General features: G+C 42.2%; 12 protein-coding genes. 6 read left to right on the forward strand and 6 right to left on the reverse strand.

Annotation, left to right across the window (positions count from 1 at the left end; all coding sequences use genetic code 11):
- Positions 1–11: 11 nt before the first annotated feature.
- Both R1T43_RS12820 and nagZ read right to left on the reverse strand, forming a co-directional pair.
- The gene (locus tag R1T43_RS12820) at positions 12–1,403 is read right to left on the reverse strand and encodes an SLC13 family permease (RefSeq protein ID WP_317349448.1); all 1,392 of its coding nucleotides are present in this window, start codon (positions 1,401–1,403) and stop codon (positions 12–14) included.
- Positions 1,390–2,436 carry a beta-N-acetylhexosaminidase gene (nagZ, locus tag R1T43_RS12825; protein ID WP_410549019.1) on the reverse strand — a complete coding sequence of 349 codons (1,047 nt, stop codon included), beginning with the start codon at positions 2,434–2,436 and terminating at the stop codon, positions 1,390–1,392. Before nagZ ends, R1T43_RS12820 begins: the two co-directional genes overlap by 14 nt.
- A 98-nt stretch (positions 2,437–2,534) precedes the next feature.
- Here nagZ and R1T43_RS12830 point away from each other — a divergent pair, with 98 nt between their 5' ends.
- Together R1T43_RS12830 and ybaK are read left to right on the forward strand one after the other, a co-directional pair.
- Positions 2,535–5,057, forward strand: a complete 2,523-nt coding sequence (locus R1T43_RS12830) for a penicillin acylase family protein (RefSeq protein ID WP_317349452.1) — start codon at positions 2,535–2,537, stop codon at positions 5,055–5,057.
- A gap of 32 nt (positions 5,058–5,089) precedes the next feature.
- Entirely contained in the window at positions 5,090–5,560 is a 471-nt protein-coding gene (ybaK, locus tag R1T43_RS12835; protein WP_317349454.1) for a Cys-tRNA(Pro) deacylase, read from the forward strand.
- Between the two features lie 80 nt (positions 5,561–5,640).
- Here the strand turns inward: ybaK and R1T43_RS12840 are convergent, their stop codons facing one another.
- From R1T43_RS12840 to pheS, 4 genes are all read right to left on the reverse strand, one after another.
- On the reverse strand, positions 5,641–6,231 hold the full coding sequence (locus R1T43_RS12840; RefSeq protein WP_317349457.1) for a hypothetical protein: 591 nt from the start codon (positions 6,229–6,231) through the stop codon (positions 5,641–5,643).
- Between the two features lie 118 nt (positions 6,232–6,349).
- Positions 6,350–6,649, reverse strand: a complete 300-nt coding sequence (gene ihfA, locus R1T43_RS12845) for an integration host factor subunit alpha (protein WP_013784550.1) — start codon at positions 6,647–6,649, stop codon at positions 6,350–6,352.
- A gap of 3 nt (positions 6,650–6,652) precedes the next feature.
- A complete protein-coding gene (pheT, locus tag R1T43_RS12850; RefSeq protein WP_317349462.1) occupies positions 6,653–9,040 on the reverse strand; it encodes a phenylalanine--tRNA ligase subunit beta in 2,388 nt (795 codons plus the stop codon).
- A 14-nt stretch (positions 9,041–9,054) separates the two neighbouring features.
- Positions 9,055–10,035, reverse strand: a complete 981-nt coding sequence (pheS, locus tag R1T43_RS12855) for a phenylalanine--tRNA ligase subunit alpha (protein WP_211069673.1) — start codon at positions 10,033–10,035, stop codon at positions 9,055–9,057.
- Positions 10,036–10,334: 299 nt separating this feature from the next.
- Here pheS and R1T43_RS12860 point away from each other — a divergent pair, with 299 nt between their 5' ends.
- The 4 genes from R1T43_RS12860 (at position 10,335) to R1T43_RS12875 (ending at position 17,719) form a co-directional block, all read left to right on the forward strand.
- Complete coding sequence (locus R1T43_RS12860) at positions 10,335–10,913, forward strand: serine O-acetyltransferase (protein WP_063458406.1); 579 nt, start codon at positions 10,335–10,337, stop codon at positions 10,911–10,913.
- A 171-nt stretch (positions 10,914–11,084) separates the two neighbouring features.
- On the forward strand, positions 11,085–12,983 hold the full coding sequence (locus R1T43_RS12865) for an acyltransferase family protein (protein WP_317349466.1): 1,899 nt from the start codon (positions 11,085–11,087) through the stop codon (positions 12,981–12,983).
- Positions 12,984–13,383: 400 nt separating this feature from the next.
- Positions 13,384–15,243 carry an acyltransferase family protein gene (locus tag R1T43_RS12870; RefSeq protein WP_317349468.1) on the forward strand — a complete coding sequence of 620 codons (1,860 nt, stop codon included), beginning with the start codon at positions 13,384–13,386 and terminating at the stop codon, positions 15,241–15,243.
- A 556-nt stretch (positions 15,244–15,799) separates the two neighbouring features.
- The gene (locus R1T43_RS12875) at positions 15,800–17,719 is read left to right on the forward strand and encodes an acyltransferase family protein (protein ID WP_317349471.1); all 1,920 of its coding nucleotides are present in this window, start codon (positions 15,800–15,802) and stop codon (positions 17,717–17,719) included.
- The last annotated feature ends 5 nt before the right edge of the window (positions 17,720–17,724 follow it).

Genomic DNA, 17,724 nt, shown 5'->3' on the forward strand with positions numbered 1-17,724 from the left:
AGATAAGAAAACTAGGTGCGTGTTAATAGCACCCCAGCGGTAACCACAAACGCCACAATAATATTTAGCACTATGCCCTCCCGCACCATGGTTTTCACCGTAAGCTCACCACTGCTATACACAATTGCATTTACCGGCGTTGCTACTGGCATCATAAACGCGCAGCTAGCGCTAATGGCAGCAGGCATCATGAGAATAAGCGGATCGACATCTATTGCCACGGCCGCGCTGGCTAAAATAGGCATTAGTAACGTGGCAGTGGCCGTATTTGAAGTAATTTCGGTTACAAAGCTTACTGATAAACACAGCACTAACACCAATAAGAACAAAGGTAACACCGCTAACCCCGTCAAGCCTTGGCCTAATAACTCGCTTAATCCCGACGCCGAAAAAGCTTGCGCTAAGCAAATCCCCCCAGCAAACACCAACAACATACCCCATGGAATTTGCTGCGCGGTATTCCAATCAAGCAAGTAACCTTGTTTGCTACCCGTAGCAGTAGGTTCGCGCTCGCCATTTGGAATAACACACATTAGCACTACCCCTGCCAAGGCAATGGTGCTGTCGCCCACAAAATCCATACCGAACCATGCTGTCCAATATGGCCTAAATACCCACGCCATCGCCACAAAAGTAAACACACCCAGCACACGGGCCTCTGCACTTCGCCAAGGGCCAACATCGGGTAACCCGCCTGTTTTCTCGCCTTTTAAATGCCGAGTTAACCACAGCGCCATTAACGGCAATGCCACCAACACAATAGGCACACCCGTTTTCATCCAGTTGATAAAACTAATTTCTGTGCCTGTGGTGTGCTGATACACACTCATAAAAATGATATTCGGTGGTGTGCCAATAGGCGTACCCACGCCGCCCACACTGGCCGCATAAGCAATACCCAGTAACACTGCCACACCCAGTTTGGGCGAGTTAGACGCATGAATAATGGCAAGAGCGATAGGAAGAAGCATAAGCGTGGTGGCAGTATTTGAAATCCACATACTTAAAATAGCAGAGGTAAACATAAAGCCAAAAACCAGCCTGCGTGCACTGTTAGCGCCCGTTAACTGAATAAGGTACACCGCTAACCGCTTATGTACCCCCGATTTCTCTAGCGACTTAGACAACATAAACGCCCCCATCAGTAACAAGATAACGTGGTTACCTAGCGCCGATGCTGCGTCTTGATAGCTAATAACCCCCGCCATAGGAAAGGCGAAGAAGGGAATGAGTGCGGGCAGCGCTATGTGCAGCGCTTCGGTAACCCACAACATGGCCACCAGCACGGTAATGGCCGCACTAATGGCCATAATATGTGACAGGCCTACAAACAACAGCACTCCATACAGAGCAACTGCGCTAACCAAGGATATTATTATTAGTTTCGGTTTAACCGATTCCATAGCGCGACAACACCTTTAATGCGTTTTTATAAGCTGCACTGGCATGCACAGCTGGTTTGCGCCCATAAAGTGAGGTTAAAGCCTCGAAAGAATTCGTTGAATGAGGCAACGCATCTACAATAGATTCTGCCCCTTTCGGGTTGTTACATGCCAATACCATATGGCAACCTGCCGACAACGCAGCCATAGCACGGTCGACATAATTTCCGGCAACACTGGCACCATGCATAGATAGGTCGTCAGAGAACACTGCACCGTTAAAACCCAAGTCTTGCTTTAATATTTTTTGTAACCAATGCTCGGAAAAACCGGCTGGCTTGCTATCAACTTGAGAATAAATAACGTGCGCTGGCATTACACCATCTAGCAACTGTTTAGAAATTAATCTTTCAAAAACAACCATATCAGTTTGTTTAATTTCTTCAAGCGCTCTTTCGTCTATAGGTAATGCCACATGAGAATCTGGCGCCACACTGCCATGCCCTGGAAAATGCTTACCAATGGCAGGCATATCGGCCACCTGCAACCCTTCTATTAGCGCGGTGGCTAAGGGAATAACCTTTTCTGCGGTTTCGGCAAATGCTCTATCGCCAATAACTTTCGATACACCATTAATATCAAGCACGGGCGCAAAACTAAAATCGATGCCTATCTGCTTTAGTTCATGCGCCATAATTGTGCCGCAAGCCTTAGCCAATGCTAGCGTGGCGTCGTTTACGTTAGCTTGGTTAGTATTATCCATTGCGGTGCGGTCGTACTCTTTACCTGCCGCATGCGCGTCTACCAACGCGGTTAATTCACCCATAGCAGGCAATGCAGTAAAGCCATTACGAAAGCGTTGTACTCTGCCCCCTTCGTGATCTACCGCTATTAACAAGGGCTTATTCGCACTTTCTCGAATTTCTTTTACCAACTGAGTAAGCTGTTCGCCATCGTAATAATTACGGCTAAATAGTATGACCCCGCCCACTACAGGATGGGCTAGTTTTTCTCTCTCTTCAGGCAATAAACGCTCTGCCTGACAATCTAGCATTAACGGGCCCATCGTGTTTCTCGCAAACGTGTCATAAAACATCACTTCAAATTTGTAGATAGTGTGGTTAGGATAGAGAAAAAAATGGAGTAATACACGTGTTAAATTGGATTAAGTGGTTGGTTTTAGGTGCAATTGCATTAGTCGTTTTAGCACTAGGTGGTGTGTATATGGCGTTGCACTTAAGTTTACCCACATTAGACGGTAACCACGCCACGTCTCGCATTACCGCGCCCGCTACCCTTGCCCGCGACAATATGGGCCATGCAGTAGTAAATGCACAAGATAAATTCGACGCCGCTTATGCCCTAGGCTTTGCCCACGGCCAAGACCGTTTCTTTCAAATGGATTTACAACGACGCAGTGCGTCGGGCCGCTTAGCAGAATGGGTAGGCGATGTGGCGCTAGAGATTGATAAAAACGCCCGCTTCCACCAGTTCTCAACACGGGCTGTAAAAGTTTTCGACAGCCTACCATTAACCCATAAGCAACTGCTGGTTAGTTACTCTCATGGTGTAAATGCTGCGCTTGACGAATATACCGTACCGCCTTTTGAATACATTGCAGCAGGGTTAACACTAACGCCTTGGCAGCCCACCGACAGTATTTTGGTGGCCTACAGCATGTATTTAGATTTACAAGGCGGGCAAATTGAAATTGATTTGGCGCGCACGGCACTAAAAGAAACCTACGGCACGCCCTTATATAACTTCATCACCCAGCCTAGCCGTTATCAAGCGGCATTAGATGGCAGTGAGTTAGCGCTTTACCACGCCGACGTACCGGCTTACCCCATATTGCCAGAGAATACATTACCCAAGCCTGCTTCTACTGAGTCTAATTCGACAGAGCCAAGCCCTTCTGAGTCTAATTCAACGGAGCCAAGTCCTTCTGAGCCAAGCCCTTCTGGGCAGGCCCCAACACCTAGTGGCGATATTGATGATTCGGTGCCACCTATAACAGCAGAAATATCACTACAAACCTACAACGCAGAAGAACTGCCTGACATAGGCAGTAATAACTGGGCAGTTACCGGTAACCTTACCGCTACTGGAAGTGGTTTGCTGGCTAACGATATGCACCTAGGTTTGCGCGTGCCTATTATTTGGTATCGCACTCAACTGAATTACAAAGACACAACACAAGCCACCTCAAACGAAGGTCAAAGCTTTGGTTTGTCGAGCACCAACGCATCGGTTACAAACGTGTCGGTAACTGGCGTATCACTTCCTGGCTTGCCTGGCGTAATCGTTGGTACTAATAACAAAGTGGCTTGGGGCTTCACCAATGCCAACTTAGATAACCTTGATTGGATAGCACTTGCCGACGACACACCTACCCAAATGGTAGATGAAGTCATAGTAAGCAAAGAGGTATCGCATACCTACACCTTAGAGCTTAGCGAGTATGGCCCCGTTAAACACGTTAACGGTAAACGTTACGCATTAAATTGGGTGGCACATCATCCTTTTGCGGTAAACCTTGCCATTGTTGATTTGGGTACAGCCAACAACGTTGATGATGCTATTGCCGTTGGCAAAGACATTGCTATACCTACCCAAAACATGGTGATAGTTGATGATTCTGGCAGCGCAGCATGGTTACCCGGCGGCGCAGTAATGAACAGAGAACAGGCTTCATTTACCGCCATTGACGAAAACACCATTACCCAAACTGCCCCCACTCGCGCCACCAACCTTCCAGTAGTGAAAAACCCAAGCAGTAACAGAATATGGACAGCCAATGCACGGGTGATTTCCGCCGATGATGTAGCAAGGTTAGGTGATGGCGGCTATGCCCTTGGCGCTAGAGGCCAGCAAATAAGAGAGCGTTTATTCGAAAAAGACACATTCAACGAAAACGACTTTTACGCCATTCAGCTAGACAACCATGCGCAATTTTTGCTTCCATGGCAGCAGTTGTTGTCAGGCCTGTTACTTAACGACAACATTGAATTTAAAGCCGATCTTGCCTATTTGCGTAAATGGGGCGAATGCGCGTGCGAAGACTCTGTAGGTTACACTCTGGTAAAACATTTCCGCAAAGAAGTGGTAAGCCAGCTATTTGGAAACATACTCAATAGCATTGATAGCCAAGGCGTACAGAGCCGTTCGTTACTGCGCGGTATAGAGCCTGCGGTATGGCAACTTATTCATACCCAACCCGACAGTTGGCTACCAGAAGGCACCACCTCTTTTGATGACCTACTTGTAGATGCCTATAGGAAAGCCAAACATTCGCTGTTAGATAAATACTCGCCAGTTGAAGCTAATATGGAAGACTTACGTTGGGGCAGCGTCAATGCACTTACTGTGAAGCATCCGTTTTCAAAACAAATTCCCTTTGTGGGGCATAAGTTAAATATGGACACGGTAGAAGGGTTTGGCGATACCTATATGCCAGCGGTACAGTCTGCTACTTTTGGGGCTTCTGAACGCTTTTTTGTAAGTCCAGGTCATTTAGATGATGCTATTTTAACGCTGCCGGGAGCACAGTCTGGCCATCCACTGTCGCCATTTTTTAAAACGGGGTTTAGTGATTACGCCACACAAGCGGCCACCCCATTATTACCGGGCAAACGTGTTCATTTACGCCAATGGTATCCGAAGGACGAAGGGTAAGAAGATAACGAAGAAGGAAAAAGGATAACACCATGACCCCAGCAGTTACCCTATTAAAGAAAAAGCGCATTGCACATACTATTTTAAAATACGATCACGACAGCAATGCGCCCTCTTATGGCCTAGAAGCAGCAGATAAACTAAACCTTGAACCACGTTCGGTATTTAAAACGCTGGTTGTGTGCGATGAAACCAATAAGCTAGCTGTGGCGCTAGTGCCCGTAAACACAACGCTGAGCGAAAAAAAGCTGGCAAAGATATTAGGTGTTAAAAAAATCACTATGGCCCCTAGCGAGACCGTGGTTGCCACTACCGGATATTTATTAGGTGGAGTAAGCCCATTAGGGCAGAAAAAACGCTTGGTAACTGTGTTGCACGAAAGCGCGTTAGCTTTCGACGTAATTTATGTTAGTGCAGGTAAACGGGGGTTAGAGCTAGAAATAGCGCCGCAACACATTATTAGCTTAACGCAAGCCAAAGCCGCAGAGATTGCGGCGGGGTAACAAAGTAAGGTTATCGTTAACCTTACTTTAAACCTTAATTTTCAAAGTTACTTTTAGCCTTCTTTTAGCTTTGTATTTACTTATTTAGGCTCGTCTATGGTGAGCGACAGCGAGTCACCCTCGGCACGTGCTAACCAGCGTTGCTTCGCTTCATTCAATGCCGCTTCACTGGGCGGCGTTGTGCCCGATATAGCAGAGGCCATTTGAACAATAATAGCATCACGCTTTTCAAGCAACGCTTCTGTACGTTCGTATAAATCGTAGGCTTCAGGGTATTCTTCTTTTAAATTACCCATATCTTTCAACGCGTAATAACGCGCTTCAAACGCTTCGTTAAACAGCTGACGTTTAGCGTTAAACACCACGTAATCGTGAGCTTGTTGCGAACCTAAGTATTCAATATGTGTTTGCGCTAAATAGCCTGCTTTGGCAACCACTTGCGCTTGTTCCATCCACGTATTAATGGCTTCTTCGTCGCCATTTTTAACGGCCTCTTTAACCCCAGCTTGTAAATCACTGGCGTGCAGAATTTCCATTAAGGTAATAACAGGAACTTGTGCCGACGCTTGATCGCGCTGATTAGTATCTTCCGCTAAATAAACAAACCAACCTGCAACGGCAAAAACAATACACATGAAAACAGCAACAATAATGAGAAGCGCTTTAACCACACTTTCCTCCAGACATAATGAAAAGAAACGCAGCAACAAGGTTACTGGTTTTTAAAAAGGCAATACAAAAAAGAGCGAGTTGCCCCGCTCTTTCATAAGTATTGTAACGACCGGTAGATTACTGGTCGATAGGTGAAGAGTTTTCTACGCGACTCTTCAATTTCTGACCCGGGCGGAAAGTTACCACCCGACGCGCTTTAATAGGAATGTCTTCACCGGTTTTAGGGTTCCGGCCCGGACGTTCATTTTTATCACGCAAGTCGAAGTTGCCAAAACCTGACAGTTTTACTTGCTCACCAGCTTCTAAAGCGCCTTTTATCTCTTCGAAAAAAAGCTCTACCAGATCTTTAGCATCACGTTTGTTAATGCCTAACTTTTCGAATAGGTGTTCAGCCATCTCGGCTTTGGTCAATGCCATAGTTTACTCTCTTAACGCGGCCTCAAACTCAGATTCCAGACCTTTAACCACAGTATCTACAGCCTGCTGAATTTCAGCTTCTTCCAAGGTTTTTTCCGGATCTTGTAAGTGAAGTGACAATGCAAGGCTCTTGTAACCAGGTTCAATTCCCTTGCCTTTGTACACGTCAAACAAGTTTAAGCCAACTAGTTGATTTACGCCAATTTCTTCTATGTAAGAAAGAATATTTCCTACACTCACTTCATCTTTAACCGTAATAGCAATATCACGGCGGTTCGATGGGAAGCGGGATACAGGCGCAGCAGACGGTAATTTGCGTGCAGTTACAGCTTCAACTTCAAGCTCGAACACAAAAACGCGACCATTAACACCCAATACCTTCGTAAACTGCGGGTGTATAGCACCAATATAGCCAACTTCTTCATCATTAAGCAAAATTTTTGCAGTCATACCCGGATGCAACGCACTATGTTGGGCACTTACAAAACTAAACTCACCCGTTTTACCGGTTAGCGCTAGTAAAGCCTCTACATCTGCCTTTGCATCGAAGAAATCAACTGGGTTGTCGCCTAAATCCCAGTGCTCTTCGTTACGACGCCCTGCTACTACACCACCAATAACCTGCTGTTGCAATACACCATTAGGCGTATCTTGTTGAGGTATAAAGCGTAATCCTGTTTCAAAAAGACGTACTCTGCCCTGTTGACGCTTTTGGTTGTAAGCTGTTGCACCTAATAGGCCAGGCCACAAGCTAACGCGCATCACAGACATGTCTGATGAAATAGGATGCGGCAATACCATGCTCTTCGCATCGGGAAATAGCGCGCTTTGAATTTTAGGGTCGACGAACGAGTATGTAATCGCTTCATTATAGCCACGGCTTAATAATAACGACTTCATCGAGTTAACCGACAACACAGCTTCTTGTGAAGGCAACATAGATAACGCAGCCGTTGGCGCAACATGTGGAATGTTGTTATAGCCATACACACGCGCTACTTCTTCTATCAAGTCTTCTTCAATGGCAATGTCAAAACGATAACTTGGCGCCTTCGCTTCCCAACCTTCATTGGTTTGGACAACGTTTAAGCCAAGACGTTCAAGAATTTCAAGTACTTGAGCGTCGTCTATGGTTATACCCAACACGCGGGCTAAACGATCACGTCGAAGTAAAACACTGGCTTGTTTAGGAAGTTTGTCTTCTTCACACGCTTCAGCCACTGGGCCTGCTTCACCACCGCATATCTCTAAAATAAGGGCTGTTGCGCGCTCCATGGCGTTACGCTGAAGTTGTGAATCTACGCCACGCTCATAGCGGTGCGACGCATCAGTATGCAAACCGTACTGACGTGCGCGGCCCATAATGGCATCGCGGCTGAAAAACGCACTTTCTAGCAAGATATCTTTGGTTTCTGTATTTACACCTGAATGTAAACCACCAAAAATACCTGCCATGGCTAATGCTTTGTTGTCGTCAGCAATCACTAAGGTATCGTCGTTAAGTTTAGCTTCGGTTTCATCTAGCAACGTAAGGGTTTCACCCTTATTCGCCATACGCACGTTTACACTGCCTTCAATTGAAGCAAGGTTAAACGCGTGCATTGGTTGACCAAGCTCTAACAGAATAAAGTTAGTGACATCAACAATAGGGTCGATACTGCGAATACCACAGCGGCGAAGCTTTTCGCTTAACCATAGCGGCGTAGCAGCAGCTACGTTCACATTACGCAGCACTCGGCCTACATAACGTGGGCACGCTTCTGGGGCGCTCAAGTTAATCGTAATGCTGTCGTCAATGGTAGCAGCCACAGGGCTAATAGCCGGTTCGCATACATCTAGGTTGTTTAACACACCCACTTCGCGGGCAATACCACGAATACCCAAGCAGTCTGCTCGGTTCGGGGTTAAATCTACTTCAATAGACGTATCGTCTAGGTCTAGGTAATCACGAATGTTGGTGCCTACTGGGGCATCGGCTGGCAATTCAATAATGCCATCGTGATCGTCGCTAATACCTAGCTCGGAAAAACTACACAACATGCCCATAGAAGGCTCGCCGCGCAATTTCGCTTTTTTAATTTTAAAGTTACCCGGTAGCACCGCGCCTACAACAGCAACGGCTACTTTAATACCTTCACGGCAATTCGGCGCACCACAAACAATATCGCGAAGCTCGCCATCACCTACGTTTACTTTAGTAACACGTAATTTATCGGCATTCGGGTGCTGGCCACATTCAACCACTTCCCCAACCAATACGCCGCTGAATTCACCGGCAACAGGTTCAACACCATCAACTTCAAGGCCAGCCATGCTTAACTGTTCAGACAGTTCGTTAGCCGACAATGCAGGGTTAACCCATTCTCTTAACCACTTTTCACTGAATTTCATGCTTACTCTCTGCCTTAGTTGAACTGTTTAAGGAAACGAAGATCGTTTTCAAAAAACGAACGCAAATCATTCACGCCGTAGCGCAACATGGTTAAACGCTCTACGCCCATACCAAAGGCAAAGCCAGTGTATTGTTCAGGGTCGATGTTTACCGCTTTAAGTACATTAGGATGTACCATGCCGCAGCCTAGTACTTCTAACCACTGGCCGTTTTTACCCATAACATCTACTTCGGCAGATGGCTCGGTAAACGGGAAGTAAGACGGACGAAAACGCACTTCAAGCGACTCTTCAAAAAAGTGATTCAAGAAGTCGTGCAAAATACCTTTAAGGTCGGTAAAGCTTACGTTTTTGTCTACCATCAAACCTTCAACCTGATGGAACATAGGCGTATGGGTTTGGTCGTAATCGTTACGATAAACACGCCCAGGCGAGATGATACGTAATGGCGGCTGTTCAGCTTCCATAGTACGAATTTGCACGCCCGAGGTTTGGGTACGCAGCATCATGTCTGGATTGAAATAGAAGGTGTCGTGGTCGGCACGGGCTGGGTGATTAGCCGGAATGTTCAAAGCGTCGAAGTTATGAAAACCGTCTTCAATTTCAGGGCCGGTTTTAACTGCAAAACCAAGCTCACCAAAGAAAGATTCAATACGCGCGATGGTACGGCTAACCGGATGCAAGTTGCCCGGCGCTTCGGTGCGACCAGGTAACGTAACATCAATGGCTTCTTCAGCAAGCTTCTTGTTTAGCTCTTCGCTGCGCAGGGCTTCACCTTTCGCAGAAATAGCTTGCTGAATTTGCTGTTTGGCCACGTTAATTTTTTGACCAGCCGCTGGGCGTTCTTCGTTAGATAACTTCCCAAGCCCTTTAAGTAAGTCGGTAAGTTTACCTTTCTTACCCATGAATTCGACCCTAACTTGGTCTAGAGTGGCTGCATCTTGTGCAGCGTCAATCAGTTCTTTTGCCTGATTGATAATAGCGTCAAGCTCCATGTTTTCCTCAATTGACATGATGACTGGATAACCACGGTGCACTATGTATAGCTTTACAACATAGTCCTGTAAAAGGCTAACTATAGTGCGTGAATTTGTGGCTTGCCTGAATAAAGGCGACAGTTTACACGACTGATAGACATAACCGCTACCCTATATGGCTGATATTGGCAGATTTTTGTAAAAGATTTCAGGAAGAGTTCTTTAAATTACTTTTATTATCAAAAGAGGAATTGATTTATACTTACTCGTGTCTGTCAATACTACTTAAATCGTCGTAACGATAAAGGACTATCAAAATGATCAAATCCAAAGCTGATTACTTACTATATCTGGAACAAGACCGTTTAGCTCTTGGCATAAAACCAAGTTTAAAAGATAGATTGACCCATGATATTTGGCATTTTCAGAAAGCGTTGAGAAAGCTTGAATACAGAAAGAATACAGCATCTAATATTTTGGTAAAATTATATGCAATATTTTTGCAGCTCAGAGTTCGAAAACTTGGGCGTAAATTAGGTTTTTCTATACCTGCAAATGTTTTTGGTCCAGGCCTGTCTATAGCACACGCTGGTACAATAGTAATTAATGGGCGATGCAAAATTGGGGCTAATTGTCGCCTTCACGTTTGTATTAACATCGGGGGGGGCTTGGCTAAAAAAGCGAATCCGCCTGTAATCGGAAATAATTGCTACATTGGTCCTGGAGCGAAAATTTACGGTAACATAAAAATCGGAAATAATGTTGCAATTGGAGCTAACGCGGTAGTAAATAAATCATGTGGCGACAACCTAACCTTAGGTGGAATTCCAGCCAAAGTTATTTCAGATAAAGGTCCAATAGATATATTACAAAAGCCAAGGGCTTCGATAAACTAAAATCACATATCAAAACCTAAAGACTTTGTAAAAAATGACCTATACATAAGTAACTTACACCTCTAAATAAGTGACTTAGTTTCCATTACTAGCTTGGTGAAAGTCAACAACTCAATAGTTTATAAAATAAGAAATTAAACCTTCAAGATAATATACAGCGTGGAATAGAAATTGAATTTTAGAAAAGATATTAATGGTTTAAGAGCCATTGCAGTAGTTGCTGTAGTGCTTTTTCATTTTAATGATTCGTGGGTGCCTGGAGGTTTCGCAGGGGTAGATGTTTTTTTCGTTATATCTGGCTTTTTAATGACCGGTATCATTTTTAAAAGGCTAGAAAGCGGCAACCTTTCTCTCCTTCAGTTTTATTTGGCTCGCGCAAATAGAATTATCCCTGCGTTAGCATTACTGTGTTTTGTTTTGCTTATTTTGGGTTGGTTCTATTTACTCCCTTACGAATACGAAAAACTTGGTAAACATGTTGCAGGTAGCATAGGTTTTATTTCCAATATCGTGTATTGGAAAGAATCTGGCTATTTCGATGCATCTTCGCATGAAAAATGGTTACTTCACACTTGGTCTCTGTCTGTCGAATGGCAATTCTATATTATTTATCCTGCCTTATTATTATTCCTAAGCAAATTCATAAGCTTAAGCAACCTGAAAAGATGCTTACTCTTGTTAACGGTAATAGGGTTCATTTTATGTATTGTAGTTACGTACCACTCACCGCGCACTTCCTATTTTCTGCTACATACCAGAGCTTGGGAAATGATGTTGGGCGGACTGGCTTTTCTATATCCAATTACGTTGAATAAGACGCATAGCCGACTGCTAGAACTTCTAGGCATTGCTTTAGTTATTTATGCTTATATTTTCTTTTCTGAAAAAACGCCATGGCCTGGGTTCTATGCATTCGTTCCGGTTATCGGCACTTATTTTGTTTTAATGTCGCAACGCGGCAATAGTATTATTACAAGTAACGTGGTTTCTCAGAAGTTGGGCACTTGGTCTTACTCCATATACCTGTGGCATTGGCCCTTAGTTGTCGCGATTTATTATTTTTCTCTGAATGAAAGCTTCATTTTTGTATTCATTGCCTTATCTATAGCCTTAGGCTTTTTGAGCCATAAATACGTTGAACAAATAAACTTCACCAAAAATTTTCCTTCCTCTATATCGTACATAAAGGCTAAGCCCTTATGGATGGTGATGATTGTAGGTTTACTTGCCTCTTTTATATTTTATAAGGAAGGCTTTCTACACTTGGCACCAGAAGATTACAGGTATGCATCAGAACATGCTAAACCCAGCCCCTATCGAGACAAATGCCACCTACATGAATACCAATCACCTGAACATGCATGTGAGTACTTTAATGATAAAAATGTTGAATGGGCCACTTTAGCTGACAGTCACTCTATAGAGATTGCATATGCATTAGCTGAACGGTTACAAAAAGAAGATAGTGGTCTTAAGCACTTTAGTTTTTCTGGATGTGTACCATCTTTCACTGAAAGCGACGATTTCAGTGCCTGTGCAAAGTGGTATAACGAATCTGTCGATTACATCGTAAATGACACCAAGATTCAGAACATTGTTGTTATACACCGATATACAAGCCAGCTAGTTGGAGGCAGCGCAGAGAGTTACCCTAATAATAGTGATACAAAAATTACAGATAAAACCAAAAGAAAGGTAGAAAATATAGACTCTTTGATCATGCACCTTGCTAAACACAAACGTAATGTTTTTGTTTTTTATCCAATTCCAGAATTGCCCCAAGACATAAATAAACTTATTGGTAACAACTACAATAATAAACTCCCATTTGAGCGTATTGAGGGTACAAGTTTTGAATGGTACAAAACTAGAAATGAACACATTATTCAGCATTTTGACAATTCAAATTACCCTGACAATGTACAGTTTATAAAACCCCATGAGGCTTTCTGCGATTCAATAACTTGTTTCGCAATAAAAGATGGAATACCGCTGTACTTTGACGACGACCACGCATCAGTTAAGGGAGCTGAAAAGTTAGTGAAGCTTATGTTCCTCGGCCAGCAATAGGCAATGACAGTGTTTCAACAAGACCAATCTTCGATTGAAAGCAAGAAGCATTTATTAGAGATTTGAAATAGATATATGAACGAAGTTTTGTACTATTAAAGACCAATGAATTTTAGACTAACCAAATTCAGTTCTTCACCAAATAAGTGCAAACAATCTTATTCTTTGGCCCCCAACATTACTGTTATTAACGAAGGGGGAACCGCACATCGAGCGGAAAGCGGCAGTATGCGAAGAAAACTTCAAAGTTGGCTTTAAGTTTGCATTCATTACTAAGCTTCTAATGAAGAAAGCATAGACTAAAGAATAACACTCTCGACTAATTATGATTTCTGTAAGACAATAGTAACCGTGTACAAGTAAGTCGTACTTAACCTTAAAATTTCCACTAAAGAAGTAAATGCAAATGAACTTCAGGGAAGATATTCAAGGCTTCAGAGCTTTGGCAGTTTTAAGCGTAGTAATTTACCACATAAGCCCATTCCATTTGCCTGGCGGGTTTATTGGAGTAGATGTATTTTTTGTTATTTCTGGCTACTTAATTATTGGCCAAATTTACAAAAAAGTTTTGGACAACAGATTTGAATTCAAAGAATTCTATATCAAACGGTTTAAACGATTATTCCCTGCTTATTTCGTAACAATAGCCATATCTTCTATATTTGCATTTATTTACTTTCTTCCCGGTGAGTTCCAAAAATACGCTTGGAGTCTGGTTTCTTCATGCTTATATCTATCTAACTTCTACTTTTACAGTAAATCAGGCTATTTCGACTCTGAACTTCAGGGCTCCCCTCTTCTTCATACATGGTCATTGTCTGTAGAAGAACAATTTTATGCAATAGTTCCAATACTCCTAGCGGTGTGCTACAAGTTTTTCCATAAAAAATCTATGCTAGCGCTAATTTTGGTTGGTGTAGTTAGCTTTATACTGTGTATACATCTTTCAAATACAAACATCAGTTTCGCGTTCTTTTCATCAATTACACGTTTTTGGCAGTTCATCTTAGGTGGCTTAGTTTCGATTTATACTCTTCAACTCACGAAGCAAAAAACGATTCCTGAAATAGTTTCCATTGGTAGTTTAACTGCTTTAGTAGCCTGCTGTTTTCTTATGTCGCATGACGACTTCCCTGGCTACAAGGCGCTAATTCCCACTGTTGCTACTACTTTACTACTCGCTTTTTCAAGCCGTAACCTTTTCACTTACAAGCTATTGGCAGTAAAACCCGCTAAGTTTTTTGGAGACATTTCTTACTCGTTGTATCTATGGCATTGGCCTGTCATCATCTTTTATTCACTTCATTTAGAGAGAGAGCTAACTGCTATTGATAAAATTGCAGTATTCGGGACCTCTATTATATTAGGTGTAGTTTCTTACTACTTCATCGAAGAACGCTTCAGAAGAAGTACTAACTCAAAAAGTAATACATTTTTACGAGTTGCCGTCCTTAGTTCAGCCGTATGTGCAGCATCATTCGCATTCACCCAAGTAAATGACTTCAGGTTTACTGAGCAGCAAAGAAATTATGAACAATTCATGCTCAATTATAAAGCTGACAACTTTAGACCTGGTATATGCTTTTTAACTAAGCAGCAACCAGACATTTCTTATTACAAAAAAGACCTGTGCATTGCCCAATCAGACTCTAAAGAAAACATAGTATTGTTGGGCGATAGTCATGCTGCGCACTGGTATTCTGCAATAAAGGAAGCAATCAACAACGAAACTCAAACCCTTACCCAAATTACTGCTAGTGGGTGCAAGCCAACCTTAGATTACAAAGGTGAAGCCCGTTGTACTGAACTAATGAAATGGGCATTTAGCGATGTTTTATACTCAGAAAGCTACGATAAAGTGATTATTTCTGCACGTTGGGATCTCAACGACCTAAAGCCATTATTGGAAACAATCAAAAATCTTGAATCTAGAGGGTTAACGATTGTAGTTCTAGGCCCAATTCTGGAGTATTCGCAACCACTCCCAAGATTACTAGCACAACCTAATTCTAAAGAAAAAATTATGAATAGTAGTATGTATGATTCTATTGCTAAAATTGACTCTAAGTTCAGTAATGCATTAACTATTGAAGGTGTAGAATACTTTTCCATTTTGAAAACAATATGCACTGATAAAAGCAAGTGCATTACTGTGAGTCAAAATTCCCCCATCCAATTTGACTACGGCCATTTAACTACAAAAGGAGCAGAATTAGTCCTTTTCAAGTCTGGGATAGCTTCTAATTTAAATGATAAATAAAGAGTTATGTGCTTGTAACACTTTAACCTTCACAGTGTAACCAACTGAAAAAATGCTATGGCTAGACAATAGTCATGTGCCAGCAAGGGTGTCGCTATAAATTATTCTACAGGCACTTAGCTTCAATTTTTCGCTAAATTAATAGCTATAAGCCATTTATAACAGATGGGAATTTGGGGCATTTCATGAAGTTTCTTTTTAAGAAAAATTGGCGCCGTAGTGGCGCTATTTAAAGCACCTACCGCTGGTACTAAGCGCCTTAATCCTATGCTAAACATAAAAAAACCTCATCAATTTATTTGCGTAGGCCACCTACAAAGTAAACTCAAAAAGAAAAGTTAGAAACTATTTAAAAAATTGCTTACCGCCTGCCACTTCTCACGTCACTATTTGTTATTAACAAAAAATGCTTTTCAGCGAATGATGGCAACCGTGCTTATTTGAAATTGAAATTCACGCTTGATTGAACTTGACGCTAAATGGATCGTAACAATTTATAACAGCAATAAAATATTCCCCTGCAGTAAAGGGCTCTTTAATTCATGGAAGAGTGAATATGAGCAAAAATTATATATCTGAAATACAAGGTCTTAGAACACTCGCCGCGTTGCTAGTAGCGGTTTATCACATTTGGTTTAGCAGTGTGTCGGGTGGTGTAGACATTTTTTTTGTTGTATCCGCATACTTCATAGCTCATACACTCAATAAATATGAAGAGTTAAGCTGGAAACAGGTTTCTTCTTATTACAGTAAAACCCTTCGACGAATTCTTCCGACCGCAATAACCGTTTTTTGTTTTACTTGCCTAGTAGTCTTAATCGCTACCCCCTTTGTTAGTTATAAAATGGAAATTAAGAATGCATTTTCCACGTTCTTTTTTGTAGAAAATTGGTATCTAGCATCTAGCGGTTCCGACTATCTTAGGCAGGGCGAAAGTAAAAGTCTATTTCAGCAGTTTTGGGCACTTTCTGTTCAAGTTCAACTTTATATCTGCATTCCGATTTTGTACCTTTACGCTAAAAAATTAGAAAGAAGATTAAACCTTAAAAATATAGTCACTACAGTATTAATGGCGGTTTTTGCTTGCTCCTTTACTTATTCCACTTCATGGCACCCTGAGTGGGCTTATTTCGATACTTTAGCCAGAGTTTGGGAATTTACAGCTGGTTTGTTGCTATACCATTTGAGTGGAAAATTAAGAGTCAGTAAACGAAGTGCTACGCTCCTTAATTTTTTAGCGGTAGTTGCAATAATAAGCTTCGGGCTTTATTGGGGCCAAAATTACGCGCTACCTGGCGTAGTGGCGCTAATACCTGTGCTATCAGCTTGTATTATCATCGTAACCAGTAAATCGCTTTATTTCTCTATTTTGAAATGGCGTGGGCTTACCTCACTAGGTGATTATAGCTTTGCGTTTTATCTTTGGCACTGGCCCATCTATCTATTGCTTTTTCAATACACCGATACGAATGTTAATTTTCACCTGTTAGGTTTAGGCGTAATAGTGTCTAGTGCCATACTCGCATTTATCAGTACTAAATATATAGAGGGCCCTCTAAGAAGAAGTAGTACCCTTATAAAAAGTGATAAGAAAACTTACGGTTTTTCAGCAGGAGGCATGATTGCCCCAGGCTTCTTGATTGTATGCATATTTAGTGTTTTTAGTTTTTACGAAAAACCCTCTCTGAAGGCTTTAAGTAGCTTTTACAAAAATAAAGATATTAGTTCAATCTCAAACAATGCCTTGTTTCCACACGGAACCGTTATTAAACAGGACATGCGCGAAAGTTACTTTAACAATTGCGAACAAAACATGCAGAACAGTTCTGTTGTTGAATGTGAATATGGAAATAAAAAAAGTGATTTTACCATTGCACTAGTTGGTGGTTCTCATGCAGCACAATGGCTCTCACCACTAAAGGAAATTGCCCTCGAGCAAGGGTTTAAAATTCATTTAATGATTAAAAGTGCATGTAGTCTAGTTAGCTCCACGGACCGAGATTATAAGCCGACTCAGAGTTGCCTAATTTGGAATAAGAATTTACAAAAACGGCTTATTGAACTTAATCCGAATATAATCATAACCACAGTGACTAGAAATGGTCCTAAAGGTGAGCGAATTCCATACGGATATTTAGAAAGTTGGCAGCATATAAAAGACAATTTACCTAATACGAATATTGTAGGAATTAGAGATAATCCTTGGTTTACGTTCGACCCTCCTTTGTGCCTTGAAGTTAACGGCCCCAAGGAGTGTTCCATATCACGAACAACCTTCTATAATGACGAAAAAGTAATGCCGATTCTAGTTAAGCATATTGATGTGCTATTAGACTTTTCAAAACAGTTTTGCCCAGATGGCAGATGCAGTACTGTATTAGAAAATGGCCTGATCAAGTTTAAAGATAAACACCATTTGACCAAATCGTATGCTTTACTATTAAAACCGATATTGAAAGAAGGTATGCAAATGTAGCCAAA

Source organism: Alteromonas sp. CI.11.F.A3 (assembly GCF_032925565.1).
Lineage (GTDB): Bacteria > Pseudomonadota > Gammaproteobacteria > Enterobacterales > Alteromonadaceae > Alteromonas.

Bases quoted from the DNA above. Each gene is read 5' to 3' on its own strand.
- R1T43_RS12870 (WP_317349468.1), top strand. From the start codon at position 13,384: ATGCAAATGAACTTCAGGGAAGATATTCAAGGCTTCAGAGCTTTGGCA.
- ybaK (WP_317349454.1), top strand. From the start codon at position 5,090: ATGACCCCAGCAGTTACCCTATTAAAGAAAAAGCGCATTGCACATACT.
- nagZ (WP_410549019.1), bottom strand. From the start codon at position 2,436: ATGCTAGATTGTCAGGCAGAGCGTTTATTGCCTGAAGAGAGAGAAAAA.
- R1T43_RS12875 (WP_317349471.1), top strand. From the start codon at position 15,800: ATGAGCAAAAATTATATATCTGAAATACAAGGTCTTAGAACACTCGCC.
- pheS (WP_211069673.1), bottom strand. From the start codon at position 10,035: ATGGAGCTTGACGCTATTATCAATCAGGCAAAAGAACTGATTGACGCT.
- R1T43_RS12860 (WP_063458406.1), top strand. From the start codon at position 10,335: ATGATCAAATCCAAAGCTGATTACTTACTATATCTGGAACAAGACCGT.
- pheT (WP_317349462.1), bottom strand. From the start codon at position 9,040: ATGAAATTCAGTGAAAAGTGGTTAAGAGAATGGGTTAACCCTGCATTG.
- R1T43_RS12820 (WP_317349448.1), bottom strand. From the start codon at position 1,403: ATGGAATCGGTTAAACCGAAACTAATAATAATATCCTTGGTTAGCGCA.
- ihfA (WP_013784550.1), bottom strand. From the start codon at position 6,649: ATGGCATTGACCAAAGCCGAGATGGCTGAACACCTATTCGAAAAGTTA.